The sequence below is a fragment of the Deltaproteobacteria bacterium genome, assembly GCA_015233135.1.
In the GTDB taxonomy this organism is placed as follows: domain Bacteria; phylum UBA10199; class UBA10199; order JADFYH01; family JADFYH01; genus JADFYH01.
Window position 1 is genome coordinate 1 of the sequence record JADFYH010000001.1, and the last position, 20,973, is coordinate 20,973.

At 45.6% G+C, this 20,973-nt stretch carries 15 protein-coding genes; 10 read left to right on the forward strand and 5 right to left on the reverse strand.

The features are described from left to right. Positions 1-278, reverse strand: a 278-nt coding sequence (locus tag HQM15_00005) for a hypothetical protein (GenBank protein MBF0491146.1), incomplete at its 3' end; no start/stop codon positions are given. Positions 279-460: 182 nt separating this feature from the next. Here HQM15_00005 and HQM15_00010 point away from each other — a divergent pair. Further along, complete coding sequence (locus HQM15_00010) at positions 461-613, forward strand: hypothetical protein (protein ID MBF0491147.1); 153 nt, start codon at positions 461-463, stop codon at positions 611-613. A gap of 513 nt (positions 614-1,126) precedes the next feature. Here the strand turns inward: HQM15_00010 and HQM15_00015 are convergent. The 4 genes from HQM15_00015 to HQM15_00030 all read right to left on the reverse strand — a co-directional run bounded on the left by HQM15_00015 (position 1,127) and on the right by HQM15_00030 (position 6,686). Continuing rightward, positions 1,127-3,604, reverse strand: a complete 2,478-nt coding sequence (locus tag HQM15_00015) for a hypothetical protein (protein MBF0491148.1) — start codon at positions 3,602-3,604, stop codon at positions 1,127-1,129. 69 nt (positions 3,605-3,673) lie between these two features. After that, on the reverse strand, positions 3,674-4,060 hold the full coding sequence (locus HQM15_00020) for a hypothetical protein (protein MBF0491149.1): 387 nt from the start codon (positions 4,058-4,060) through the stop codon (positions 3,674-3,676). A 29-nt stretch (positions 4,061-4,089) separates the two neighbouring features. Then, positions 4,090-4,554, reverse strand: coding sequence for an SsrA-binding protein SmpB (smpB, locus tag HQM15_00025; protein ID MBF0491150.1), 465 nt, complete (start codon positions 4,552-4,554; stop codon positions 4,090-4,092). A gap of 17 nt (positions 4,555-4,571) precedes the next feature. Beyond that, positions 4,572-6,686, reverse strand: coding sequence for a LysM peptidoglycan-binding domain-containing protein (locus HQM15_00030; protein ID MBF0491151.1), 2,115 nt, complete (start codon positions 6,684-6,686; stop codon positions 4,572-4,574). Positions 6,687-7,221: 535 nt separating this feature from the next. On the opposite strand from HQM15_00030, the gene HQM15_00035 reads away from it, so the two are divergent. The 9 genes from HQM15_00035 to HQM15_00075 all read left to right on the forward strand — a co-directional run bounded on the left by HQM15_00035 (position 7,222) and on the right by HQM15_00075 (position 20,951). Next, on the forward strand, positions 7,222-10,197 hold the full coding sequence (locus tag HQM15_00035; GenBank protein ID MBF0491152.1) for a hypothetical protein: 2,976 nt from the start codon (positions 7,222-7,224) through the stop codon (positions 10,195-10,197). Positions 10,198-10,487: 290 nt separating this feature from the next. Continuing rightward, positions 10,488-10,973 (forward strand): YajQ family cyclic di-GMP-binding protein, encoded by a 486-nt coding sequence (locus tag HQM15_00040; protein MBF0491153.1) that lies wholly within the window; start codon positions 10,488-10,490, stop codon positions 10,971-10,973. A 2-nt stretch (positions 10,974-10,975) separates the two neighbouring features. Continuing rightward, on the forward strand, positions 10,976-11,968 hold the full coding sequence (locus HQM15_00045; protein MBF0491154.1) for a hypothetical protein: 993 nt from the start codon (positions 10,976-10,978) through the stop codon (positions 11,966-11,968). A gap of 22 nt (positions 11,969-11,990) precedes the next feature. Beyond that, on the forward strand, positions 11,991-14,834 hold the full coding sequence (locus HQM15_00050) for a TIGR03960 family B12-binding radical SAM protein (protein ID MBF0491155.1): 2,844 nt from the start codon (positions 11,991-11,993) through the stop codon (positions 14,832-14,834). Then, positions 14,827-16,398, forward strand: coding sequence for an Rne/Rng family ribonuclease (locus tag HQM15_00055; protein ID MBF0491156.1), 1,572 nt, complete (start codon positions 14,827-14,829; stop codon positions 16,396-16,398). The genes HQM15_00050 and HQM15_00055 overlap by 8 nt, the downstream gene beginning before the upstream one ends. A 307-nt stretch (positions 16,399-16,705) precedes the next feature. After that, complete coding sequence (gene rplU / locus HQM15_00060; protein ID MBF0491157.1) at positions 16,706-17,017, forward strand: 50S ribosomal protein L21; 312 nt, start codon at positions 16,706-16,708, stop codon at positions 17,015-17,017. 126 nt (positions 17,018-17,143) lie between these two features. Further along, positions 17,144-17,410, forward strand: coding sequence for a 50S ribosomal protein L27 (rpmA, locus tag HQM15_00065; protein MBF0491158.1), 267 nt, complete (start codon positions 17,144-17,146; stop codon positions 17,408-17,410). A 61-nt stretch (positions 17,411-17,471) separates the two neighbouring features. Further along, entirely contained in the window at positions 17,472-18,506 is a 1,035-nt protein-coding gene (obgE, locus tag HQM15_00070; GenBank protein MBF0491159.1) for a GTPase ObgE, read from the forward strand. Positions 18,507-18,758: 252 nt separating this feature from the next. Next, positions 18,759-20,951 carry a hypothetical protein gene (locus tag HQM15_00075; protein MBF0491160.1) on the forward strand — a complete coding sequence of 731 codons (2,193 nt, stop codon included), beginning with the start codon at positions 18,759-18,761 and terminating at the stop codon, positions 20,949-20,951. The last annotated feature ends 22 nt before the right edge of the window (positions 20,952-20,973 follow it).

The following is a 20,973-nucleotide window of genomic DNA, read 5'->3' on the forward strand; positions in this document are numbered from 1 at the left end:
CCAGCTTCTGGAGTTTCGGTTTCACTGAGTTTTTGTTTTCTTTTTTTAACGGCATGAAAATCGCTGGGATCAAAAATAGAGAGAACAGGATTACGATTGTTTTCGATTTCAACGATGAGTTGTTCAGCAGTTTTTTTAATGACTTCGATTTCTTTGGGGTCTTTGTATTGGCCCAGTGAACGAACCATTTTCTGTACGACTTTATTCCCCAAGCGAAGTGATTCAACGATACGGATGGAGACAGAGCCATTAGGTTTTAGGACTTCGCGAACAAACATCGCAGGGAAATATCACAAAAAAAGTGAGCCAGGGGAAAATAATTAAAAGAAAAAGGGGCCACTACATTTTGACCCTAAAATCCTCATCCTTACTTTTCATCCACTTATCTGAATATTTCAAAATTTAGCGCGGAAGTCGGGAACAAATTTTCGCCACGCTGCGACAGATCAACGAACAGGGGGTGAGCATTCTTCTGGTAGAACAAGATGCTTACCTGGCGCTAGAAAATGTACACCGTGCCTACGTGCTAGAAACCGGAGAAATCAAACTGCAAGGAAACGCCTCCGATTTATTGAAAAATTCAGAAGTTCAAAAAGCGTATTTGGGGGGCTGAGATTGCCTATGATCTTGCCTATTTTGACCCTTTCTGGCCTTTAAAGTAGCTTGAAACGATACGTTAAAGGAGCTTTTATGATACCTCTCAAAAACATACTCCCCATGAGCAGTTTTAAAAAAAATAGGCTGCTACAGCTTAAAGTTTAACTTGAGTTCCGCAGATTTTAAGAATCATTTTTTTGCTAATTCTTGGCAAATGCTTATCTGAAAAGCATTTCCCCTCTCCCCTTGAGGGAGAGGGTTAGGGTGAGGGGTACCTCGAGTGCACTCAGGATCACCCTCTCTCTGACTCTCTCCCCTCAAGGGAGAGAGGACTTTGAATCAGTTTTCATTTTTAAAATCTGCGGAACTCAAGGTTTAAACAATACCGCATTCTCTACACTATTCAAAATCAACAGATGACTATTCACTATATTGGTCACCGTTCTTCAGTGTACGGGAATTTTTCCAAACAACTTCTCCAGTAAAAAAGGCCTCCAAACTTGGAGGCCTTTTTTACTCTTGCTTAAGCTTAATCCCGCCTACGCAATCGAAGCATTAACAAAGCAGGCAGTGATAACAGTATCCAATACGAACTCGCTGACACAGAAGACGCATCCAAGCTGCATCCTCCGCTACCTCCTCCACTCCCAGGCAGGGGGGCATCCACACTCCCATCACCCGGGGCTGGGGCTGCGCCGGGTGCAGCGGCTGAGCTCGACACAATAGTAAGAGTAAATGCCGCCCTTTGGACCGTCCCGCCACCCGTAGCTACCACCTGCAGATTTCGTACTCCAGCAGCAGCGGTGGGAGAGGCTGTAAAGGTTAACACGCTATCATTTGCGGTTAAATTGTTGGGGGTGAAATTCGCCGTCACCCCATCCACATTATCCCCTTCCAAGCTCAACACCACCACTCCGGGGAAACTGGAACGAGTAAGAGTTACATTAATCGCTGCAGAAGTTTGTCCCTGAATCAGCGAGGCAGTGTTCGAAGACAGAGCCAAGCTAATAGGCGCCGTAGGTCCAGAGGGACCACCCACTGGATTCACCGTAAGATTCAAGGGGATCTGTATCGTTTCCGATCCCACCGTTGCCTGAATTTGTAGGGCAGCCGGTGTAGTTGTAACCGCACCATCAGTTCCTATAGAAAGAGTTAAGGTCGTCTGATGGGTGCTGGCATTGTAATCTGAAAATCTGGCCACAAGCCCATGGGGCAAGGTTCCTGGCGAAGTTTCATGTAAGCTAAAGGTAGGGCTTCCTCCGCTAAAACCACTGCCTGGGGTCAACGTAACCTGTATCGGCAAAGTACCTCCCAGATTGATTGAAACATTGGGTCCTGGAGTGGAACTTAGGCTAAAGGAAGCAGGCCGGACAACTCCATTGCCAGACAAGGTGATAGGCGCGAGCGCTGCAAAGATCGCAGGATTGTTCCCCGTAAAACTCAAGTGTGAACTAATAGCACCCACATGATCCGGTGTAAAATTAACAGCCACTACGCAAAAGTCACCCACCGCGACAACGCTGCAGGGATCTGTGGCTCCGGCAGCAACCGGATGTCCCGCGTGCCAATTAAAGGCTGTCGTCGAAAAACCGGGTGCAGGATCAAAATGAGAGGTTCCTACATTCAGGGGAGTCTGACCCATATTTCGAAGGCGCAGATAATAAGTAGCGGTAGAACCTTGAGGGACATCTCCAAAATTGATGAAGTTCAACCACAATTCGGGTGCAGGACCAGATGCAGGAGCCGCGCCCAAATAGACAGGCGCTAAAATCGGCGTTGCCTCAAAGGCCCCCACATCGCAAGTGCCATAAAGAGTGGCAGAACGGGGGATACCACGTTGATCGTGATCTACTAGATTACTATCCACATCGCTACAATCTGTGGCCGCATCAGTTGCAGGGCTTCCTGCCTGAATCAGCTGGGAGAGGGTTGAGCCACCATTGTAAAAGACTAAGCCTAAATTCAGATTAGGAGTTGCGGTAATATTACACGTATCAGAGACCGTCGAAGAAAATAAATTAGTACCAGAACGGGAAAAAGAAATTGTTCCACCAGCATCCGTGGCACAATCCGAAGACGCTAACTCTGTTCCGCCCACTGCCCCTGTCCCTCCAACATTATTAGCTACGATCGAATTTTTTATACTGGAAGTGGATCTATCGACAAGAAACAAGCCTGCCCCCGTGCTACTAGACAAGTGCCTATCTGCATTCGATACATTGGAGGTGATACTGGAGAAAGAAATTTCATTATGGGAACCCGTGCCCAGATACAAACCTCCTCCCGATCCATTCGTCCAGTTCATTGAAACCGTCGTGTTAAGCAAAGACATGGTCCCTACATTATAGATTCCAGCTCCGCTTCCCGTAGCAACGTTCCCCGTAATACTGGAATCCTCCACCACCAAAGAAGCCCCAGGATAGTTGCAAATTCCTCCCCCACCAAGAGCTGTGCTATTCATAACAGCGACACGTTTCAAGGTAAGAGAGGCATGATTGTTAATAGCCCCCCCACAAAACAAGGCACCTCCCCCATTCACAACGGCCAAATCTTGCAATACCACCGTAGCGGAGGAGGATACTGACAAGGAGGCCTGCGAATACCCTCCGTCAATGCGCGTATCCAAAGCACTACTACCCTGGAGAATCACATTCTTATTAGAAATAGTTACAGGAGCATAATTACCGGCCGCCAAGCGAATGATAAGCGGATCAGTGTTTGCGTCAGGAATTTTTGAAACTGCTCCATTGATCGTGAGACAAGGCCTGGTAGGCGTTGTGCAGGGATTGGTATCCACACCGCTAGAACTTACATAATAATTGGTATCCCCCAAAGGCCCCGTCCCCGCTGGAATAGGAAGATGTTCAATACCCATTGGAACAGAGGGCACTGTAAAAACGGCTGCATCTGGAGCATGAGCCCCGGCATCCGCCCTCACAAAATTTGTGCTAAAGGTGGATAAGACGAAAATACTTAGAATTGTCAGCGATTGAATAATTTTGTTCATAAAGAGGCTCCTTCTCAGGTTTAGTTCCAAGTATATTATCGGCAGCCCTCCAAGAAAGGTGCTAAGTTTTTACGGATTTATTTTTAAAAAGAGGTCTTTTTTCTCGAAAGCGCCTTCTAAACCCAGCTGAATCTCTATCTTGCGCGTTTCCGCCTTGGTGGATTTTAAGGCCTCAAGGCCTAAAATGAGGTGATTTTTATTGAGAGGATCTGTTTCAAGAGAGGGTTTTACCCCCGTGAGGTCTCCCGTGCTGCGCACGACGTAAGCGGCGTGGGTAGCTCGAAGGGGTTTTATCCATAAATCTAGATTCATTTTTTGTGCGGGTTTTAAGACAAGCTCGGTGGCACTGGTTTCAAAAAGAAACCCCCGCTTTAATTGATCTTCTGTAGGTTTGCTTTCTTGGGCCCAAGTCGTGGAAGAAGTGAATAAAAAAAGGAACAAAAAAAGTTTTGTCATTTGCATGAGGTTGCAACTCGAATTTAAAATCAGAATTTATTTTTACTTTTCATCGCCCTATCCATCTCGCGATTCTGCTCACGTTTTTTGGTACTTTCTCGTTTATCAAACATTTTTTTTCCTTTGCCCAAACCAAGCTCCACCTTCACCTTTCCCTTTTTAAAATAAAGTTTTGTTGGAATTAAAGTAAAGCCCTTCGTCTCAATTTTTTCATGCAGCTTGAACAGCTCCTTTTGATGCATCAGTAACTTCCGCATGCGGAGTGGCTCATGATTAAATTGTGCCGCATTAAAGTAGGGGTTGATGTGGCAATTGAACAAGTAGAGTTCTTCGCGGTGAAACCCGGCATAGGCATCACTCAAGCTGACCTTGGCCTCACGCAGCGATTTGACTTCGGAACCCTGCAACACAATCCCTGCCTCAAAACGCTCCGAAATTTCGTAGAGAAAAGTGGCCTTGCGATGCGAGGCAATGATTTTAAAATCGTCGGACATGGAGGTGAAAACTCATTCTAGGCCCTGGAAGATTTGGAGGGAATCTTCAGGACTAAACCGGGACGGATTGTATTTTTATGATTCATTTTATTGTAGCTCAAGATTTCCTGGGGTTTTAGATCGTAACGCTTCGCAATTTTTATAATCGTGTCTCCACGTTGCACCTTGTAGGCAATCACCTTGGGCTTAGAGGCAACCGACCTTGCCACAGGAGATGAATTTTTGGATGGATTTTTCACTAATAGTTTTTCATTCACCCACAAATTCTTACGCCGTTCCAAATTGTTCCACTCTTTGAGATCACTCACGCTTATCTTATATCGTTCTGCAATTTGGGTAAGGTTCTCTCCCTTTTTCACCTGATAATAAACGGACTTTTCTTCTCTCTTTTTGCTGTTTTTGGTTCCCGCCTCTTCGCCCGTCTTTTTTACCTTCACCACCTTCACCTCTTCTGCATCGGTCACAGATTCTTCGCTTGCAGCAACGGTTAGGGGCTCATTGGAAGCTGTTTCCTGACTTTGAACCTTTGCCAGGGCCTGAGCAATTTGATCCTCATTGCTATTGTTATTGCTCTCCTGAGCCTGGGGTTCAACATTTGCGGAGGCCGAAGGCTCTAGGCTTTGATCGGGCTTGCCCTCGATTTTTTCAGAAGAAGCCAATTCGTCCGTTTTGAAAGAAGTTTTTCTATTGTCTGTTTTGTCTTCCGCTCTTTCTTCTGGCTTGTTTTCTTTCCAGGCAATTTTCATTTCTCCATCATTCTCATTTGCCTGCTTCTCCTTCACCTTCTCGTTTCGAGCAAGCCCACGGGCCTTCTTGCGATTCTTGTCCAATTTCTCCTTCTCAGGCTTCTCGTTCATCAAGCCCGCCAAGGTAATCCCCCTGGAATCGGAGGGATAAGAAAGAGAAGGGGGAACCACAGGGGCAGAATCAAAAGTTTTTGGAATCAATAAGGCCACCCCCTCAGAAATTCGCGTCACACCCGGGTTTGCTCGTTCAATCGTTTCGATGGATATCCCATTGGCTCGGGCAATCGTCTTGAAGGTGTCTTTGCGATGGGCAACGTATCGAACATTTTCCAAACGCTCCGAAGGCGAAAGCCTGGCAAATTTTTGTTCGAAACTGCGTTTGGTTCCCTTGGGGATATTCACTTGAAAATTGGGTCGGTTGGGAGGAGTCATGTTGCGGGTGAGTTCTGGGTTAATCAGCCGGATAAAATCTACATCTACTCCCACGCACTCTGCCAAGACGTAGATATCCGCCGGTGTAGAAATAGTCACCTTCTCAATGGCAATGGGATCCTGAAAAACCACATCGGTAAAACCATATTTTTCAGGAGATTTTCCAATAATGGCGGCTGCTAAAATTTTGGGGACATAGTCCTTGGTTTCTTGCCTTAGATAGCTCGAAGCCGCCAAATCCCAAAAATTTCTGGAACCCGTCGCCTCTATCGCCCGCCTTACCTTGCCCGCCCCTGCATTGTAGCCCGCAAAGGCTAAATACCAGTCTCCAAATTCCACATATAAATCTTTTAGGTGTCTTGCAGCAGCGGACGAAGCTTTTTCAGGATCACGCCTCTCATCCAACCAAAAATCCGATTCCAAACCGTAGAGCTTACCCGTAGACCGTATAAATTGCCAAAGGCCGGCCGCCGAGGCAGAAGAAAAGGCATGGGTGTTAAAACCACTTTCCATCATGGATAGAAAAATTAAATCCTTTGGTGCTCCATTTTCCTTGAGGACGCGAAGCTCAGTGGGAACAAAACGTGTTGAACGAGCAAGATAGCGCGCATAATGCTTGCGCCCGGAACCATTCACAAAATAATCAATCCAGTTTTGAACCCGATCATTCACCACAATGGGAATATCAAACTTGGTGCCACCAAGAGAATGGCTTGTAGGCACACGGTATTTTTTCAGGATGGCTTGCTGACGTTTAGAAAGTTCCGAATAGATAAGGTCTTCGAGAGAATCCTGGGAGTCTTGACTCCCTTCTTCTTCAAAGCCCCTATTGGAATGTTTTTCTGAATATTGGTAGCGTTTTTTGGCCGAAGATTTGACGGACTGTTTGGAGGAAGATGCGCAAGAGGAAAAAACAAGCGCTAAAGACAACATGATAACCGTTTTTTTAATCACTTAAACCTCAAGGCAAAATTTGTTAATTCCATCATCCAGTTAGCGCCAAAAATAAAGAGCTATAAAGCGATGTGTCAGCAAAATATAGGGAATTTGCTGGAAGCTGTCAAACCCCTAAGTCAGGACCTGTTGTTAACTGCATAGAATTGTTTGTCTTATTTTTTATTTCTATTTTCACTCTTATTTTTTGAAAAATGCTTTTTCTCCTTAAGCATAAAAAGATTAATTATTTTAGATAATTAGACTTCTCATCCATTTTCCATCTCCTGTTCCTTAATAAATACAGAAAAAAAATAAAGACCCTCCAAGCTCGATGAATGCTCTTTTTAAAGGGAATAAGTTTCTTGTCTTTGAGAACAATAAATTGACCAGACACAATATATGGTATGTATTACAAATATAAATACATCATATTGTGGATATCTCTGTGGATAGCCTGTGAAAAGCTGTGCACGAGTTGGGAATAAAATGTAAAAAATTATTAAAATTAGCTGTGCTGAGAATAACCAAGCCTTTAACTGAGGGAGGAGAGGGAATGGTTCATCGAAGTAGCGTTAAAAAAAAATTGGCTCTAGGAGAGGGCCTTGAGGATTGCCACAAGCTCAGATTTGATCCCGAACATCTCATCAAAGAGTTGGTCAGTTTGGGGTCTCCAAAGATTACGGCAGGCGTCGCCAAACGAATTGCCCTGGAAGTGGGGAAAAAACTCCAGATGAAAGGGCTCCCAACAAGTCCTGAAACTATCTCCGAGCTCGTGGGGGAGGAACTGGCTCATTTACAGTTTTTTGAGCAAGAAGCCCCTAAGGCCTCTGTCCAGAAGATACAAACCGAAAAAGCACAAAAGATGATCGCTCCTTTTAGTCCTGAGGCCGCGGAGCCAGGGAGAGAAGTCGCCCGACTAGTTCCCAAGCTGCCCCCTCTGAAAGATACCCCTTGGAACAAAGAAAAACTAAAGCAGCTCTACGAAGAAAAGGAATGGGAAAAGGAAAAAGACTTCTCCGAGTTACTTACAAAAGAGGGGCTGTTTTCAGTCTGCCAGGCCTTGGCCTTAATTGATTCGGATTACTCCTCAGAGCCTCACTCTCATCCTGCTGAAAAATTAGGCCACGACTTTCATAACCTGATTGCTTCAGAAGATTTTATTCCCGGGTCTTTCTTCTTTCATCCCGATTTTCTCAAGCATCGCAAGGCCACCGGAAGACTCGAACTTTCTTCTCCAGAAGGTCTTAATCCCTTTGAAGTATTAGAATCCATTTATGCGCTCAAAAAACAAAGTTTCAATTCACAGCTTTGTTTTCCCTTGGATGCGGGGAATTTTAACTGGGACTTGTTTCTGAAACTCCTCGAAATTCGACAAGAACAAGAAAAAGAAGAAAAGTCCTCTTTTGATCCCCAGGATTTTTTTGTTCTGCTGGGTGAAACTTCTGAGAAGGCAAAAGATCGATTACAAAGTTTGTTAAGCGGTAAGATAAAAATGAATCCCTCTTTTGGGATGTCAGGAAGCCTGATCACCCTCTCCTCACCGGAGCATTCGGAATATGGGGATATTTCGATGCTGCACCAAACACTTTCAGTGCATTCTTCTTTAAAGCTCTTTTTTCTAGAGCAAAAACCGGTGGTCAACCTCTCTCAGTGTAGTGCAAGTTCTTCGCCTGCTTATCCAAAAACTCAAGGAGGCTCGAGCGAGAAGAACGTGTTGCAAGGGCGAGTGCTGCCCTATGGCTATATCAACCTTAGTCAAATGATTAAGGAAGAAGAAGTCGATTGGGACAGGTTGAGAAAAAACACCCGACTTGCAATTCATTTCCTCGACAACCTCCTGGATTTTTGGATTTATCCAAACAGTGAAATCGAAAGAGCAACCAAGATCGAGCGAAAATTGGCCTTGGGCTTTATGGGCTGGATGGACTTGCTCTACACCCTGAGAATTCCCTATGAAAGTGATGAGGCCTTTTGCCTGGCTTCACAAATTGCACGGCTCATTGAGGAAGAATCCATTTTAGCCTCGGTTCAATTGGCCAAAGACCGCGGGGTTTACCCAAATTACGAAGGATCAAACTGGGAAGCAAAATCCTTTCCAGTAAGAAATGCCGGGCTCACCCAGCTGATTGAAGATGATTTCATCACCCGATTGAGTGAATTAACTTTGGGAATCAATCTTTATCCAACGTTGGTAACGCTCCAATCTTTTGACGAAAATCTAATTATTAATTGGATACACCCCTTCCTTGCCCAGGTGGCAAAATTTAGAGGAATAGCTCAAGACTCTCTTCTGACAAAAATCGGCCAGCAAAAAAGTTTGCTGCACTTGGAAGAAATTCCGGAAGATATTCAAAAAGTATTTGTGAGCCAAAAAGATATCAGCTGGAAAAATCAGATTTTGATGGCAAAAGAGTTTGAACGTCATTTTGCGGGAGGCGTTATTCAGACGATCAATGCTGACGAACTTTCTCCAGCTGAACTCCAAGAAGTAATTACCTATTGTGAAGAACAAGGCCTTCAAAGTTTAAAATTGGAAAGGACAACTCCTTTAAAAATTGAAGAACCCGAAGAAAAACCCGAAACGGAAGAACTCTGTTTGATTGAATCTTTCGCCGAGAAAACTGAACCTGAGTTCATCACAGAACCCGATCTTACCACAGACACAACAGTACTAGAGCCACCCCTAGAAGCTGCTTTCCCTTTGGTAGAAGAAACTTCAGAACCAGATGATGAGGTAAAAGACACTGTTTGTGAGACCCAGATTCCCTTGGCAGAAGTGCTCCAACTACTTCCTCCCTTGCCGCCCCTCTCGCGGGTAGAAACTGAGATGTTGAAAACAGAAAAAGTGAATCCCGAAGAAGAGCCACCTATCCTCTCAATCTTCGAGATTCCCTCAGACGTCATGACCGGTTTGAGGTTTGAAAAAGAAATGCCATCGGCACTCACCCCCCCTTTGGAAGTAATGACCGGGCTTTCAGGAGAAGAAGAAAAAAAGGAGGAGGAAGGAGGAGAGGAGGAGCTGACGGAAGTAATTGCGCTCCATAATCTCCCCGAAGACCATGCCTCCAGCGAGGAGGAAGAAGGAAGGGAAGAAGAGGAGTATGAAAGTAATGAGGAATGGAGACCTCGAACAAGGCCCAACCAACTCACAGGAAAAACCTATACCTACACTACCTGTTGTGGAAAGCTTTGGATCACGCTCAATCACGACGAAGAAGGCATCTTCGAGGCACTGACTCATCTGGAAGCCAGCCATCCCAACTGTTCTGCGGCTCAACACACCTTGATCAATCGTTTTATTTCCCTACTCTTTCAGGCAGGAGTAGTCACTGAAGAGATTCTAGCACAACTCTCCGGTTTGAATTGTTGCGGGCCATCCTACAAAAACCCTCAAACGCTCAATTGTTTTGAAGCCCTCTCCCATGCCATTCGCAGCCATCTAGAAGAATTCGAAGGTGAGGATGAAGAGGATTGGCAACAAAGCCGTTGGCAAACCTTGGAGGAAAGTGAATGGAAAATTGAATTTTGAACTGCTGCCAACCAATCGAAGGTATGTTCACGATAATTGCCAACGCAAAAACTCCCCCTGGCCTCTCGGCATATCCATCTCCGATGCTGTTTCTGCCAGACTCTCTTTTACTTCCGCCATTCAGATAAAGTTATTTACTTTGAATCATCATTTGATTTTGGGTAAGCTCGGCCCGTTGTCCAAAAGAGATAAAAAATTGAAACTTGATTTACCTATCAGTCCTCAGCACCCGTCTTTAGGTTTTCAGCATAAACTGACAACTGAGTACAGGCCACTGAGAACTGTCTCCCATGCCCTCTTTCGATATTGTTTCAGAACTGAATCCACAAGAAGTCGACAACGCGGTGAATAATGCCATCAAGGAAATCACCAGCCGCTACGATTTTAAAAATTCAAAATCGGAAATCAAACTCGAGAAAGAAGTCATCAAACTCCTGGCCGACGATGATTATAAAATGAATGCCATCAAAGAAATCTTGATGAGCAAGATGACCAAGCGAGGCGTAGATATTCAGGCCTTGGAATTTGGAAAAGTAGAACCTGCAGGAGGCAGCATGTTGCGGAGTGAGGTGAAACTGATTTCAGGCATCGAGACGGAGAAAGCCAAAGAGATTAACAAGGCCATTAAAGAATCCAAACTCAAAGTGAATGCGCAAATTCAAGATGAGCAATTAAGAGTGAGCGGAAAAAATAAGGATGATTTGCAGGCGGTCATGGCCCTGGTGAAGGGGAAAGATTTTAAAATCCCCCTGCAGTTTCGAAATTTTAGGGATTAACTATGCAAATCCAATTCCCCAAAGGCCCCAATTTCTACGAAGTCTTCTTCCTCAAATTTCATTTGCTCGAAGAAGAAAAAGCCATCTGGTTGCGCTTTACCTTGCATCAATCCACCCAATTTCCTGCCCATGCCGATTTGTGGACCATGGTGGCCGATGCGGGTGATCCCCTTTTAAATTTGGGGCATCGGATTTCGCTGCCTCTGAGCCAAGCGAGTCTTTCTTCCAAAAAAGATTCTGCGTTTTACTTTAAAATTGGGTCGGCCTTATTGGAAGAAGAAGCCAGCGAGGGAGAGGTGACGGAGCCTCATCTTCAGCTCAAATGGAAAATCCAATTTCATTCGCTGCTGGGCCCCAAGCCTCTCTATCCTTATGGGTGGATGTATTCGGGGCCTATTCCCAAGACAAAATATCTGATTGAAAAACCTTTCCTGCAGGTTTCGGGTGAAATCGAACTGAACGGAAAAAAATACGAATTTCAAAATGCGCCCGGAGAACTGGCCCATATTTGGGGGAAGCAACATGCCCTGGGTTGGAGCTGGTTTCATGGGAATACCTTCAAAGGAGACGAAACTGCTGTGGCCGAAGGCCTGATTGCCCAAGCGGCTGTGGGCCCTTTCAAGGCGCCTCCTTTGGCGGTGTTTTATCTTCATATCGATGGAAAAGATTATTTCATGAACTCCGCTAGGCTTTGGCTTAAAAGCAATACCAGGCGCTCGCTCGAAGGCTGGGTTTTTGATGTCAACGATGGAAAAGATCGATTTACAGGATCCATCTATAATCCCCCCCAACAATGCCTGGGGGTGCGTTATACCGACCCTGATACGAGTCACCGTTACTGCCATCATAATCCTTGGGCCTCCATGGATTTGGAGCATTTGGTGTTGAAAAATGGAAAATGGCAGACGGCCCATAAGTTGGAATCTCGGGCGCTTTCTTATGAGTGGGTTGACTTGGAGCCGGATTCGCGCGTAAAGATGCAGGTTCTGGGTTAGGATTTCTAATCCTTGATCGATTATGCAAGCTCAACTTTACGACATCCTGAAACGCGTTAAAAAGCCCGCCCGCTATATGGGGGGTGAGATCAATGCCATCGTCAAAAATCCTGCAGAAGTAGATTTTAAAATGGCGCTCGTCATGCCCGAGACCTATGAAATTGGGCAGTCCAACCTGGGTTTAAAAATTTTATATGAAGTGGTTAATAAAATCCCCGGCGTAGCTGCAGAACGCGTTTATGCGCCTTGGGTGGATTTTGAACAGGAGTTGCGAAAAGCAGGGCTGCTGCCCTTTTCGCTCGAAAATAAAATCCCTTTAAATCAATTTGATCTGATTGGTTTTAGCCTTCCCTACGAACTCAGCTACACCAATATTTTGACCTTGCTCGATCTGGCCAAAATTCCTTTTTACGCCAAAGATCGTGATGAGTCTTATCCCTTGATCATCGGCGGAGGCAATCAGGCCTTTAACCCCGAACCCGTAGCGGATTTTTTTGATGCCTTTGTGGTGGGGGATGGGGAAGAGGCCTTGCCGCGGATGATTGAGGTGATGAGGAGATTGACAAACCCCTCCTGTCTCCTCCGCGAACTCTCCAAAATCGAAGGCGTCTACATCCCTTCTTTTTTTGATGTTTCTTATTTGGATGACGGTCGAATCTCCGAAATAAAAGCCAAATATCCGGATTATAGTGGTGTCAAAAAATCCATCGTTAAAGATTTGGATAAAACGCCTTTTCCGGTGGCGCCTGTAGTTCCTTCGCTAAAAATTGTCCACGATCGACTCGCCGTCGAAGTGCAGCGCGGTTGTGTGCGCGGTTGTCGTTTTTGCCAGGCGGGTTATATCTCGCGGCCCGAACGTCAGCGTTCTCCCGAAAATGTTTTAAAAATTATCGAAGAATCTATGCCCAAGATGGGCTCTGAAGAAATTTCCCTGCTTTCTTTATCGGTCGGCGATTATGGTTGCCTGGTGCCTTTGGTGCGCGAGTTGTTTGATCGTTACGAAAAAAATAAGGTATCCATCTCCCTGCCGGCCACACGTACCGATACCTTCTCGCCAGAAATTATTCAGGAAATCAAACGCGTGCGCATGACGGGCTTCACCGTGGCACCCGAGGCGGGAACTCCGCGCATGAGACGGGTGATCAACAAGGGAAATTCGCGCGAAGATCTGATGCAGACGGTTGAAAATGTTTCCAAAGAAGGCTGGCAGCTGATTAAATTTTATTACATGTGTGGACTGCCTTTTGAAACGTCCGAAGACCTGCAAGGTATTATCGATGAAGGTCGGGCGGCTTTACAGATTGGCAAAAAATATTCGGGTCGCACTCGAATTCATCTGAGCGTTTCTCCTTTTGTTCCCAAACCTCACACCCCTTTTCAGTGGGAAAGACAAGACAGTCTGGCGGAGATACGCAAAAAAATATTTTTCATGAAAGATCAGATTCGAGACAAGGCGCTGGAATTTAAATATCACGATCCCGAGGAGACTTACCTGGAAGGGGTATTTGCCCGGGGGGACCGTCGTTTGGCCCAAACGATCATCAAGGCCTGGGAATTAGGCTGTCGTTTTGATGGTTGGGAAGAACAGTTTGATTTGGGTCAGTGGATGAAGGCCTTTGCCGAGTGCGACATCGATCCTGATTTTTATGTGTCTCGTGAAAGAACGCGGGAAGAAATACTGCCTTGGGATCACTTGTTTACCAACCTGAACAAAGATTTTTTGTGGGCACAACGCGACGCCGCAAGACAAGAGGCCTACCTTCCCGATTGCTCCACCAGTGTTTGCAACAATTGTGGGGTCTGCGATTTTAAAGAATTAAAAAATATTAATTTTGGTCTGGCCGGTGTGGACGCACAAGGAAAGACACATCTGCAGCAAAAATCGCCGCATTCTCCAGCGGCCATTGATGCTGGGCAGGAAACAGTTGTGCTGAAGTTTTCCACACGGGGCAGGACCTTAGAAAAGATTAAACCTAATACTTTGAAGAGGCAATTTCTTATCCCCTCTCCCTTGAGGGGAGAGGGTCAGGGTGAGGGTGGAAAATCACCAGTACAGTCCAATATCACCCTCTCTCCAACTCTCTCCCCTCAAGGGAGAGAGGGAAATGCTCAAAAACTTTTAGTGAATACCGATTTAGAAAAAGATTTTAAAAATTTTAAACAAGGAACAGGAGAGGAACTACCCACCTCTCTTCCAAAGGTTTTCTACACTTCGTATCGTTGCCGTTTTACCAAAATAGGTGAAGCGGCCTATCTTTCCCATCTTGAAGTGATGGGAGTTCTAAAGCGGGCCTTGCAACGCGCACAAATCCAAATGCGTTTTAGCGAAGGCTATCATCCTCAAGCACGGCTCTCCCTGGGACAGGCCTTGTCCGTAGGTCTCGAGAGCACCTCCGAATATTTTGATGTGGAGGTGGAAGGGAAAATGGATTGCGCGGTCTTTAAGCAGAATCTGAATCCTTTACTCCCCCGTGGTTTTGAAGTGCTGAGTTGTGAGGAAATTCGTCAAGGGACTCCATCGCTGTCTAGCGCTACTTACGCCTCGGTCTGGAGGATTTCGTTCTTGCAGGATTATCCAGGCGGCGAAAAGCGGCTTCAAGAGCGCATTGAATGGCTTCAGTCTCAGGCAGAGCTGATTGCGATTCGAGCCTCGGCAGGGAAAGTAAGCAGGCGCGTGAATATCCGCCCCTTAATTGGTGATTTTGTCATCCACAATAGCAGTGAAATTGGAGTGACTACAAAAATCGTCAATGGCAGCGGTGCGCGACCTTACGAAGTGCTCTCTCATTTGTTTGAGAAACCGGAAGAGATGTTGAAAGGTGTTCGTATCTTAAAGGTAGATTCCCTCCTGACACAAAATGCCTAATGAATTATTAGTCAACGTCACCTCCCACGAAACCCGGGCGGCTTTTTTAGAAAATGGGGTTTTATCTGAACTTTTTATTGAGCGGGAATCTGAAAAAGGCTCTGCGGGCAATATCTACAAGGGCAAGGTACAGCGCGTGTTGCCGGGGATGAATGCCGCCTTTGTTGAAATTGGTCAGGATAAGGCAGGCTTTCTCTATGCCTCCGATTTTAGCGAAGAGATGAAGAATCTGGATACGGAGGATGAGGATGAGGAGCTACTACCTCACCCTGACCCTCTCCTGCTCCAGGAGAGGGAAGTCACGGGTGAAGCTTCTCCTCAGAAAAAACAAAAACGGAGTTATCGTTGGGGGGGGCGGGAACCCATTCAAAATCTGCTCAAAGCGGGTCAGGATATTCTGGTTCAGATCACCCGCGAACCCATCAGTACCAAGGGTGCGCGCATTACCTCGCACATCTCGCTGCCAGGGCGCTTTCTGGTTTATATGCCCACCTGGGGCAGATTGGGAGTGTCCAAAAAAATTGCCTCTTATGACGAACGTCGACGCTTGAGGGATATCCTCAGAAAAAATCGTCCCGCAGAAGGGGGCTTTATCGTGCGGACGGCGGCCGAAGGCGTGAGCGAAGAAATGATTGAGCAGGATGTTCAGTTCTTGTGCAAGCTGTGGCAGGAAATTTTAGGAAAAAAAGAGAAAAGTAAGGCCCCTTGCCTCATTCAGTCGGAGCTGGACATCAGTTTCAGGGCCCTGCGTGATCTCTATGCCGTGGGGGTGGACCGTATCTGCGTCGACAATGTCGAAGAACATTCCAAACTGAAGCAATTCGTCGAACGCTTCATGCCCGAAAACTTGTCTGGTCTTCAACTTTATCAGGAAGAAAAACCTATTTTCGATCATTTTGGAATCGAACCCGAAATTAATCGTGCCCTGGGAAAAAAAGTCTGGTTGAAAAGCGGGGGCTATCTCATCATCGAACAAACCGAAGCCCTTACCACCATTGACGTGAACACGGGAAAATTCACGGGGAAGAAAAACCTGGAAGAGACTATCCTCAAGATCAACCTGGAAGCCGTGCAGGAGATTGCTTACCAGGTCAAGATCCGCAACATCGGCGGTATTATTATCTTGGACCTCATTGATATGGAAAAAAGAGGGAATCGTGAAAAGGTCTATGCCGATTTGTCCGAGGCCCTCAAAAAAGACCGCGCCAAAACGAGTATTACGAAAATCAGCGAGATCGGCCTCATCGAAATGACGCGAAAACGCTCCCGTGAAAGTCTGAAAGGCGTGCTGGGTTCGGAGTGCCCTTACTGCGACGGAAAAGGTTATATCAAAAGTGAATCGACGGTGGTCTACGACATCTTCAGACAGGCCCGCCGCGAACTGGACCATTGGGAAGCCAAGAAAATGGTCGTTAAAATGCATCCCAAGGTGCTGAATTTAATGAATCAACTCGAACGACAGGGGATTGAAGAGTTTGAACGGAAATCGGGAAAAAAACTGGAGTTTAAGGCCTGTGAGAGCTTTCATGTCGAGCAATTTGAGTTTGTGGTGGCGGGAGGGTGACGTCAATTAAGGAGAACTTGACAAGGTTTTAAAGTTCGGGATAGGAGCCCACACTCTTTATTAGAAACAAATCTATATAGATAACTTGAGTTCCGCAGATTTTAGTAAGAAGCCACTCTGAAAAGTCCTCTCTCCCTTGAGGGGAGAGAGTCAGAGAGAGGGTGATCCTGAGTGCACTAGAAATACCCCTCACCCTGACCCTCTCCCTCAAGGGGAGAGGGGAAATGCTTTATAGGTGGGGACTTGCCAAGAATGAGCAAAAAATGATTCTTAAAATCTGCGGAACTCAAGTAGATAAGGTATTTTTATGTACGCAGTCATTAAAACCGGCGGTAAGCAGTATCGAATTCAAGAAGGTGAAATCGTTCGTGTTGAAAAACTTCCTGGCGTAGAAGGTCAGGCCATTACTTTCAATCATGTGCTTTTCACCAGCGATGGAGAAAAAATTCAAATGGGTGCTCCTTTGGTCGATAGTGCTTCAGTGGAAGCAGAGATCACCCGCAACGGGCGTGATAAAAAGGTCCTGGTCTTCAAAAAGAAACGTCGTAAAGGCTATTCAAAAAAGCAGGGGCATCGACAAGATTTTACGGAAGTAAAAGTTCTAAAGATAAATGCGTAGCAACCAACACCCCCTCTTAAGCTAAGAGGGGGCAGGGGGCGTTATGACAATTGGATCAAATTGGACATAACTCCTCCCAACCTCCTCTTAGCTTAAGAGGAGGGGCACAGGAAAAAGGTTTATTATATGGCACACAAGAAAGCTGGCGGATCGTCCCGCAATGGTCGTGATTCTAATGGTCAACGCCGTGGGGTAAAGACTTACGGTTCTGAAAAAATTCATGCAGGCACTATTCTGGTAAGACAGGTTGGCACCAAGATTCATCCTGGGGTCAATGTGGGTGTGGGTAAAGATTGGACCTTGTTTGCTAAAATCGATGGCCAAGTAAAATATGAGCGTTTGGGAAAAGACCGTAAGAAAGTAAGTGTGTATCCTGTTGTGGCGAGCGCTTAATTTTTTCTTTAGATTCATTTCGTTTTAGAATACCCTCTTAAAGTTCTAGGAGGGTTTTTTTATGCGCTTTATTGATGAAGCCAAAATATTTGTGAAAGCGGGTGACGGAGGCAATGGTTCTCATGCCTTTAGGCGAGAGGCCCATGAACCTCGCGGAGGCCCGAGTGGAGGCGATGGAGGACGTGGCGGGTCTGTTTATTTAGTGGCAGATCCTCAGGCCTCTACCTTAGCCGATTTTCGTTATCGACGAGAATTTAAGGCCCCTCGGGGCGAACATGGCCGAGGAAAAGATCAATATGGAAGATCGGGGGAAGACGTAGAAATTAAGGTCCCCTTGGGAACTTTGGTGAAAGATGAAGAGGGCTTTTTAATCGTCGACATGTCTCAAGCAGGTCAGCGTTTTGAGATTGCAAAAGGGGGGCGCGGTGGACGGGGGAATATCCACTTCACTACCCCTACCAATCGCGCGCCTCGCCGATCGGACCCGGGTGAGCCTGGTGAAGAAAAAACAATCTTCTTCGAACTCAAATTATTGGCCGACGTAGGGCTGGTGGGAAGGCCCAATGCCGGAAAGTCCACTTTCCTTTCCAGAATTTCCAACGCCAAACCAAAAATTGCCGATTATCCTTTTACCACTTTAAGCCCAGTGCTGGGCGTCGTGGAACCGAAGGATTTACCGCATTTTACCGTAGCCGATATCCCCGGTTTAATTGAAGGGGCCCATGAAGGAGCCGGTTTGGGGCATGAGTTTTTGCGGCACATCGAGCGTAATCGGGTGCTGCTTCATCTGATTGATGTCTCCAATCCCGAAGAAGACCCTTGGGAAGCTTATGAAGAAATTCGAAAGGAACTCCTCACTTACGATAAGGCATTATCCAAAAAGCCCGAATGGGTCGTGTTCACCAAAATGGAAGTGAATACGGATAAAAAAATTTTGCAAAGGCATCAAAAATTCTTTGAAAAGAAAAAGAAAAAAGTTTTTTTGATTTCCTCGGTGACGGGGGAGGGCCTTAAGGACTTGATTGAGAAGTTGGGAGTTTTTTTGGCAAGAAAAAACTTCAGTAGACTTCTTCCCGACTTCCGCAGTACAGATTAAAAATCTGATATAAAACGATGGGTTATAAATTTTAAGGGGCACTACATTCGGCTAAATCAAAATATTTGGATTCTTTAGAAGACGCAAAAGCTTTGGCAAACAGTTTAAATATGAATAAAGTTTCTTGGGTGATTTATGGAAACTTATGATTGAATCTTCGTAAGGCTTGACGCAGCGTCCCAGCAACTTTTTCTCATTGTAGCCCGATACTTGAACCAAAGCAGGGCTGAGTATTTTTTTAAGGAGGTCGTTATGTCTTCAGAAGGTGGTGTAAAACCAACTACAGTTTCAAGTTTCAATTCATCTCCTGATTCTTTAGTGTCTCGGAATCCAAGGTACTCACGCAACTTGGGTAGGTTAGAACCCGTCGCGGCACCCAGGGACGCTTCTGCCTATGTTTCTCAAGCTTCTGCGAATCGATATGCTCAAGCTCCCCAAGCTCCTTCAAGAAATTTTTGGACCCGGGGTTGGGAGAATTTTTCCATTTTTGATTTGATTCCTTTTGTGGGTTGTACGCCTGAGCGGATAACACTCCCTTCAAATCAGGATGGAGGAATTGGGGATGGTTCAATTCCTTCAGATGCAAATCCCAGTCTATGTTCATCGTCTTCACCATCCAATATTCCTCATGGAATTATTCATTCATATGATAACTCCATAGAAATAGAAGTTCCGAATACTTTATCTTTACCTCCTGGAGTTTATTCCTATGATCCTAATTATGAAATTTACCGTGAGGATTGGCTTGGTAATCGTTTACTTCGTCGTGGGTTGCTAGCGAATCAGGTCGGGCATTCCTTATTGGTAGAAAATAATAGAGTTCTGATCAGCGATGAAGGAACTGCGGAAATGCCACTGCAAGCAGGATTATATTACCGATACAGTCTTCGTCCTCAACTACGTTCAGCAAATAATACCTATTGTGCTTCGCCAGAAGCTTTGGTTGTCGGAGTGCAACGAAGTGGCACTTACGATCCTAATAATTCTGGGACTTATGCTCAGAGGATAAATGGTTCTTATAGTCAGGTATGCTTCACAGGTCCGCGTTTGTCACCCATCTTGGCTGATGTGAGTAATTCGCGTTTCTACACTTTTCAATTTGAGAACGTTTTACTTGGAGGCCTTCTCCAAACCATTGGAGTTCAAATAAGTAGAAACATTCCTGACATCACTGAAGAAAGAGCCCACAGCATTGCAAACTATGTTGCCAACCAAGTTCAGCGTTGTGATACACATCTTATTCGGGAAAGAGGCTTTCAAGCTTTGCCGTTTAGCCGTGGTCTTTATCGAGTTTTTGCGGAGACTGATGCAGAATTAAGCAGTACGCATCCCGGTGGATTTTATGAGCCCGACTACATTGGGTTAAGTGCGATAAACATTTTGCGGTATTTTTATACAAACTCCAGTCATGCTTTTTCTGAAACAACTTGTTCAAATCCTATCATCCTTCACGAAATGACCCATCATTATACGGGCTTTGGACCTCTTTTTAATAATTTTCCTGGAATAGAAGTTGATAGTGACGGTTTGGAAAGATATTTCGTGGAAGGCATTGCCAAAGATATAGAACAGGATGCCGGCCGAGCTTTGCGTTCTTATCGGCCCGTGTTGGAATTCTCAGTGAACCCTGATCAAGTGCGAGAAAACAGCACAGAAGCTTTAGATTGTTTTGCTAGACTTCGGGATCCTTGTCACATGCTTGATCCTGCAGATAGGCAATCTTGCTGTGCGGCGCAATACGAAGGCTTACGACTTTTCCTAGAACCTTCTGCTCCTACAGAGTTTCAAAATTTATCTTTCAGTCTCTATCAAATGCTTCCGAATGAATTCGAATTGCGGATCCGTCGTGACGGCGAAACAGGGCAAGAACTGGTTGTCATCAGCGATCTTTCCGAAGGAAATCAGTTTAGCTGTAGTCACCGTTTCACGGCACCTTCCGGTGGTCGTTTGAATTGGGATCGCCATTTTGGAATAGGAGATGCCTGCCTTGTCCCGCCGAGTTCAGGATCTCAAAGACGACTTCTAATTTTCGATGAAGACAATATTCACACAAGTGGAGTGGGTTTGGAATGTGGACAAAATAGTTTCAATACTGCAGGCAGAGCGACTTTACATTTGAGTGATGGAGGAGTGTTTCAAAATACTTATTGGCACAGCTCTCCTGAGCCCTACTTACCGTCTGGTTCAAGACCTTACGAAGCAGGCGCTTGCTTTTTCAGTGAACTTGAATCGCTCAACCCATCGCAGTTTAGAGAACTCTTACCCGTTTTGCAAGGCAATGCGGGTTTCAGCCAGTGCCAATCTTTTGATGCTATTGCTTGGTTTGCGGAAAGAATGGGAGTGGCCCCCGTTGTTATAGATGAAATGGTTCGTCGTTTTGGTTTGCCAAACGATATGGATTCTCTCCGTCATGGTCGCGCAGTGACCTATTCGGAAGTGTATTAACTCAAAAAAAAAGGGGGGGACC

What these genes read in the sequence shown, in the direction of transcription:
- HQM15_00020 (MBF0491149.1), bottom strand. Translation starts at nt 4,060, where the DNA reads ATGACAAAACTTTTTTTGTTCCTTTTTTTATTCACTTCTTCCACGACT.
- rplU (MBF0491157.1), top strand. Translation starts at nt 16,706, where the DNA reads ATGTACGCAGTCATTAAAACCGGCGGTAAGCAGTATCGAATTCAAGAA.
- HQM15_00035 (MBF0491152.1), top strand. Translation starts at nt 7,222, where the DNA reads ATGGTTCATCGAAGTAGCGTTAAAAAAAAATTGGCTCTAGGAGAGGGC.
- HQM15_00055 (MBF0491156.1), top strand. Translation starts at nt 14,827, where the DNA reads ATGCCTAATGAATTATTAGTCAACGTCACCTCCCACGAAACCCGGGCG.
- HQM15_00045 (MBF0491154.1), top strand. Translation starts at nt 10,976, where the DNA reads ATGCAAATCCAATTCCCCAAAGGCCCCAATTTCTACGAAGTCTTCTTC.
- HQM15_00075 (MBF0491160.1), top strand. Translation starts at nt 18,759, where the DNA reads ATGTCTTCAGAAGGTGGTGTAAAACCAACTACAGTTTCAAGTTTCAAT.
- HQM15_00015 (MBF0491148.1), bottom strand. Translation starts at nt 3,604, where the DNA reads ATGAACAAAATTATTCAATCGCTGACAATTCTAAGTATTTTCGTCTTA.
- rpmA (MBF0491158.1), top strand. Translation starts at nt 17,144, where the DNA reads ATGGCACACAAGAAAGCTGGCGGATCGTCCCGCAATGGTCGTGATTCT.
- obgE (MBF0491159.1), top strand. Translation starts at nt 17,472, where the DNA reads ATGCGCTTTATTGATGAAGCCAAAATATTTGTGAAAGCGGGTGACGGA.
- HQM15_00050 (MBF0491155.1), top strand. Translation starts at nt 11,991, where the DNA reads ATGCAAGCTCAACTTTACGACATCCTGAAACGCGTTAAAAAGCCCGCC.
- HQM15_00040 (MBF0491153.1), top strand. Translation starts at nt 10,488, where the DNA reads ATGCCCTCTTTCGATATTGTTTCAGAACTGAATCCACAAGAAGTCGAC.
- smpB (MBF0491150.1), bottom strand. Translation starts at nt 4,554, where the DNA reads ATGTCCGACGATTTTAAAATCATTGCCTCGCATCGCAAGGCCACTTTT.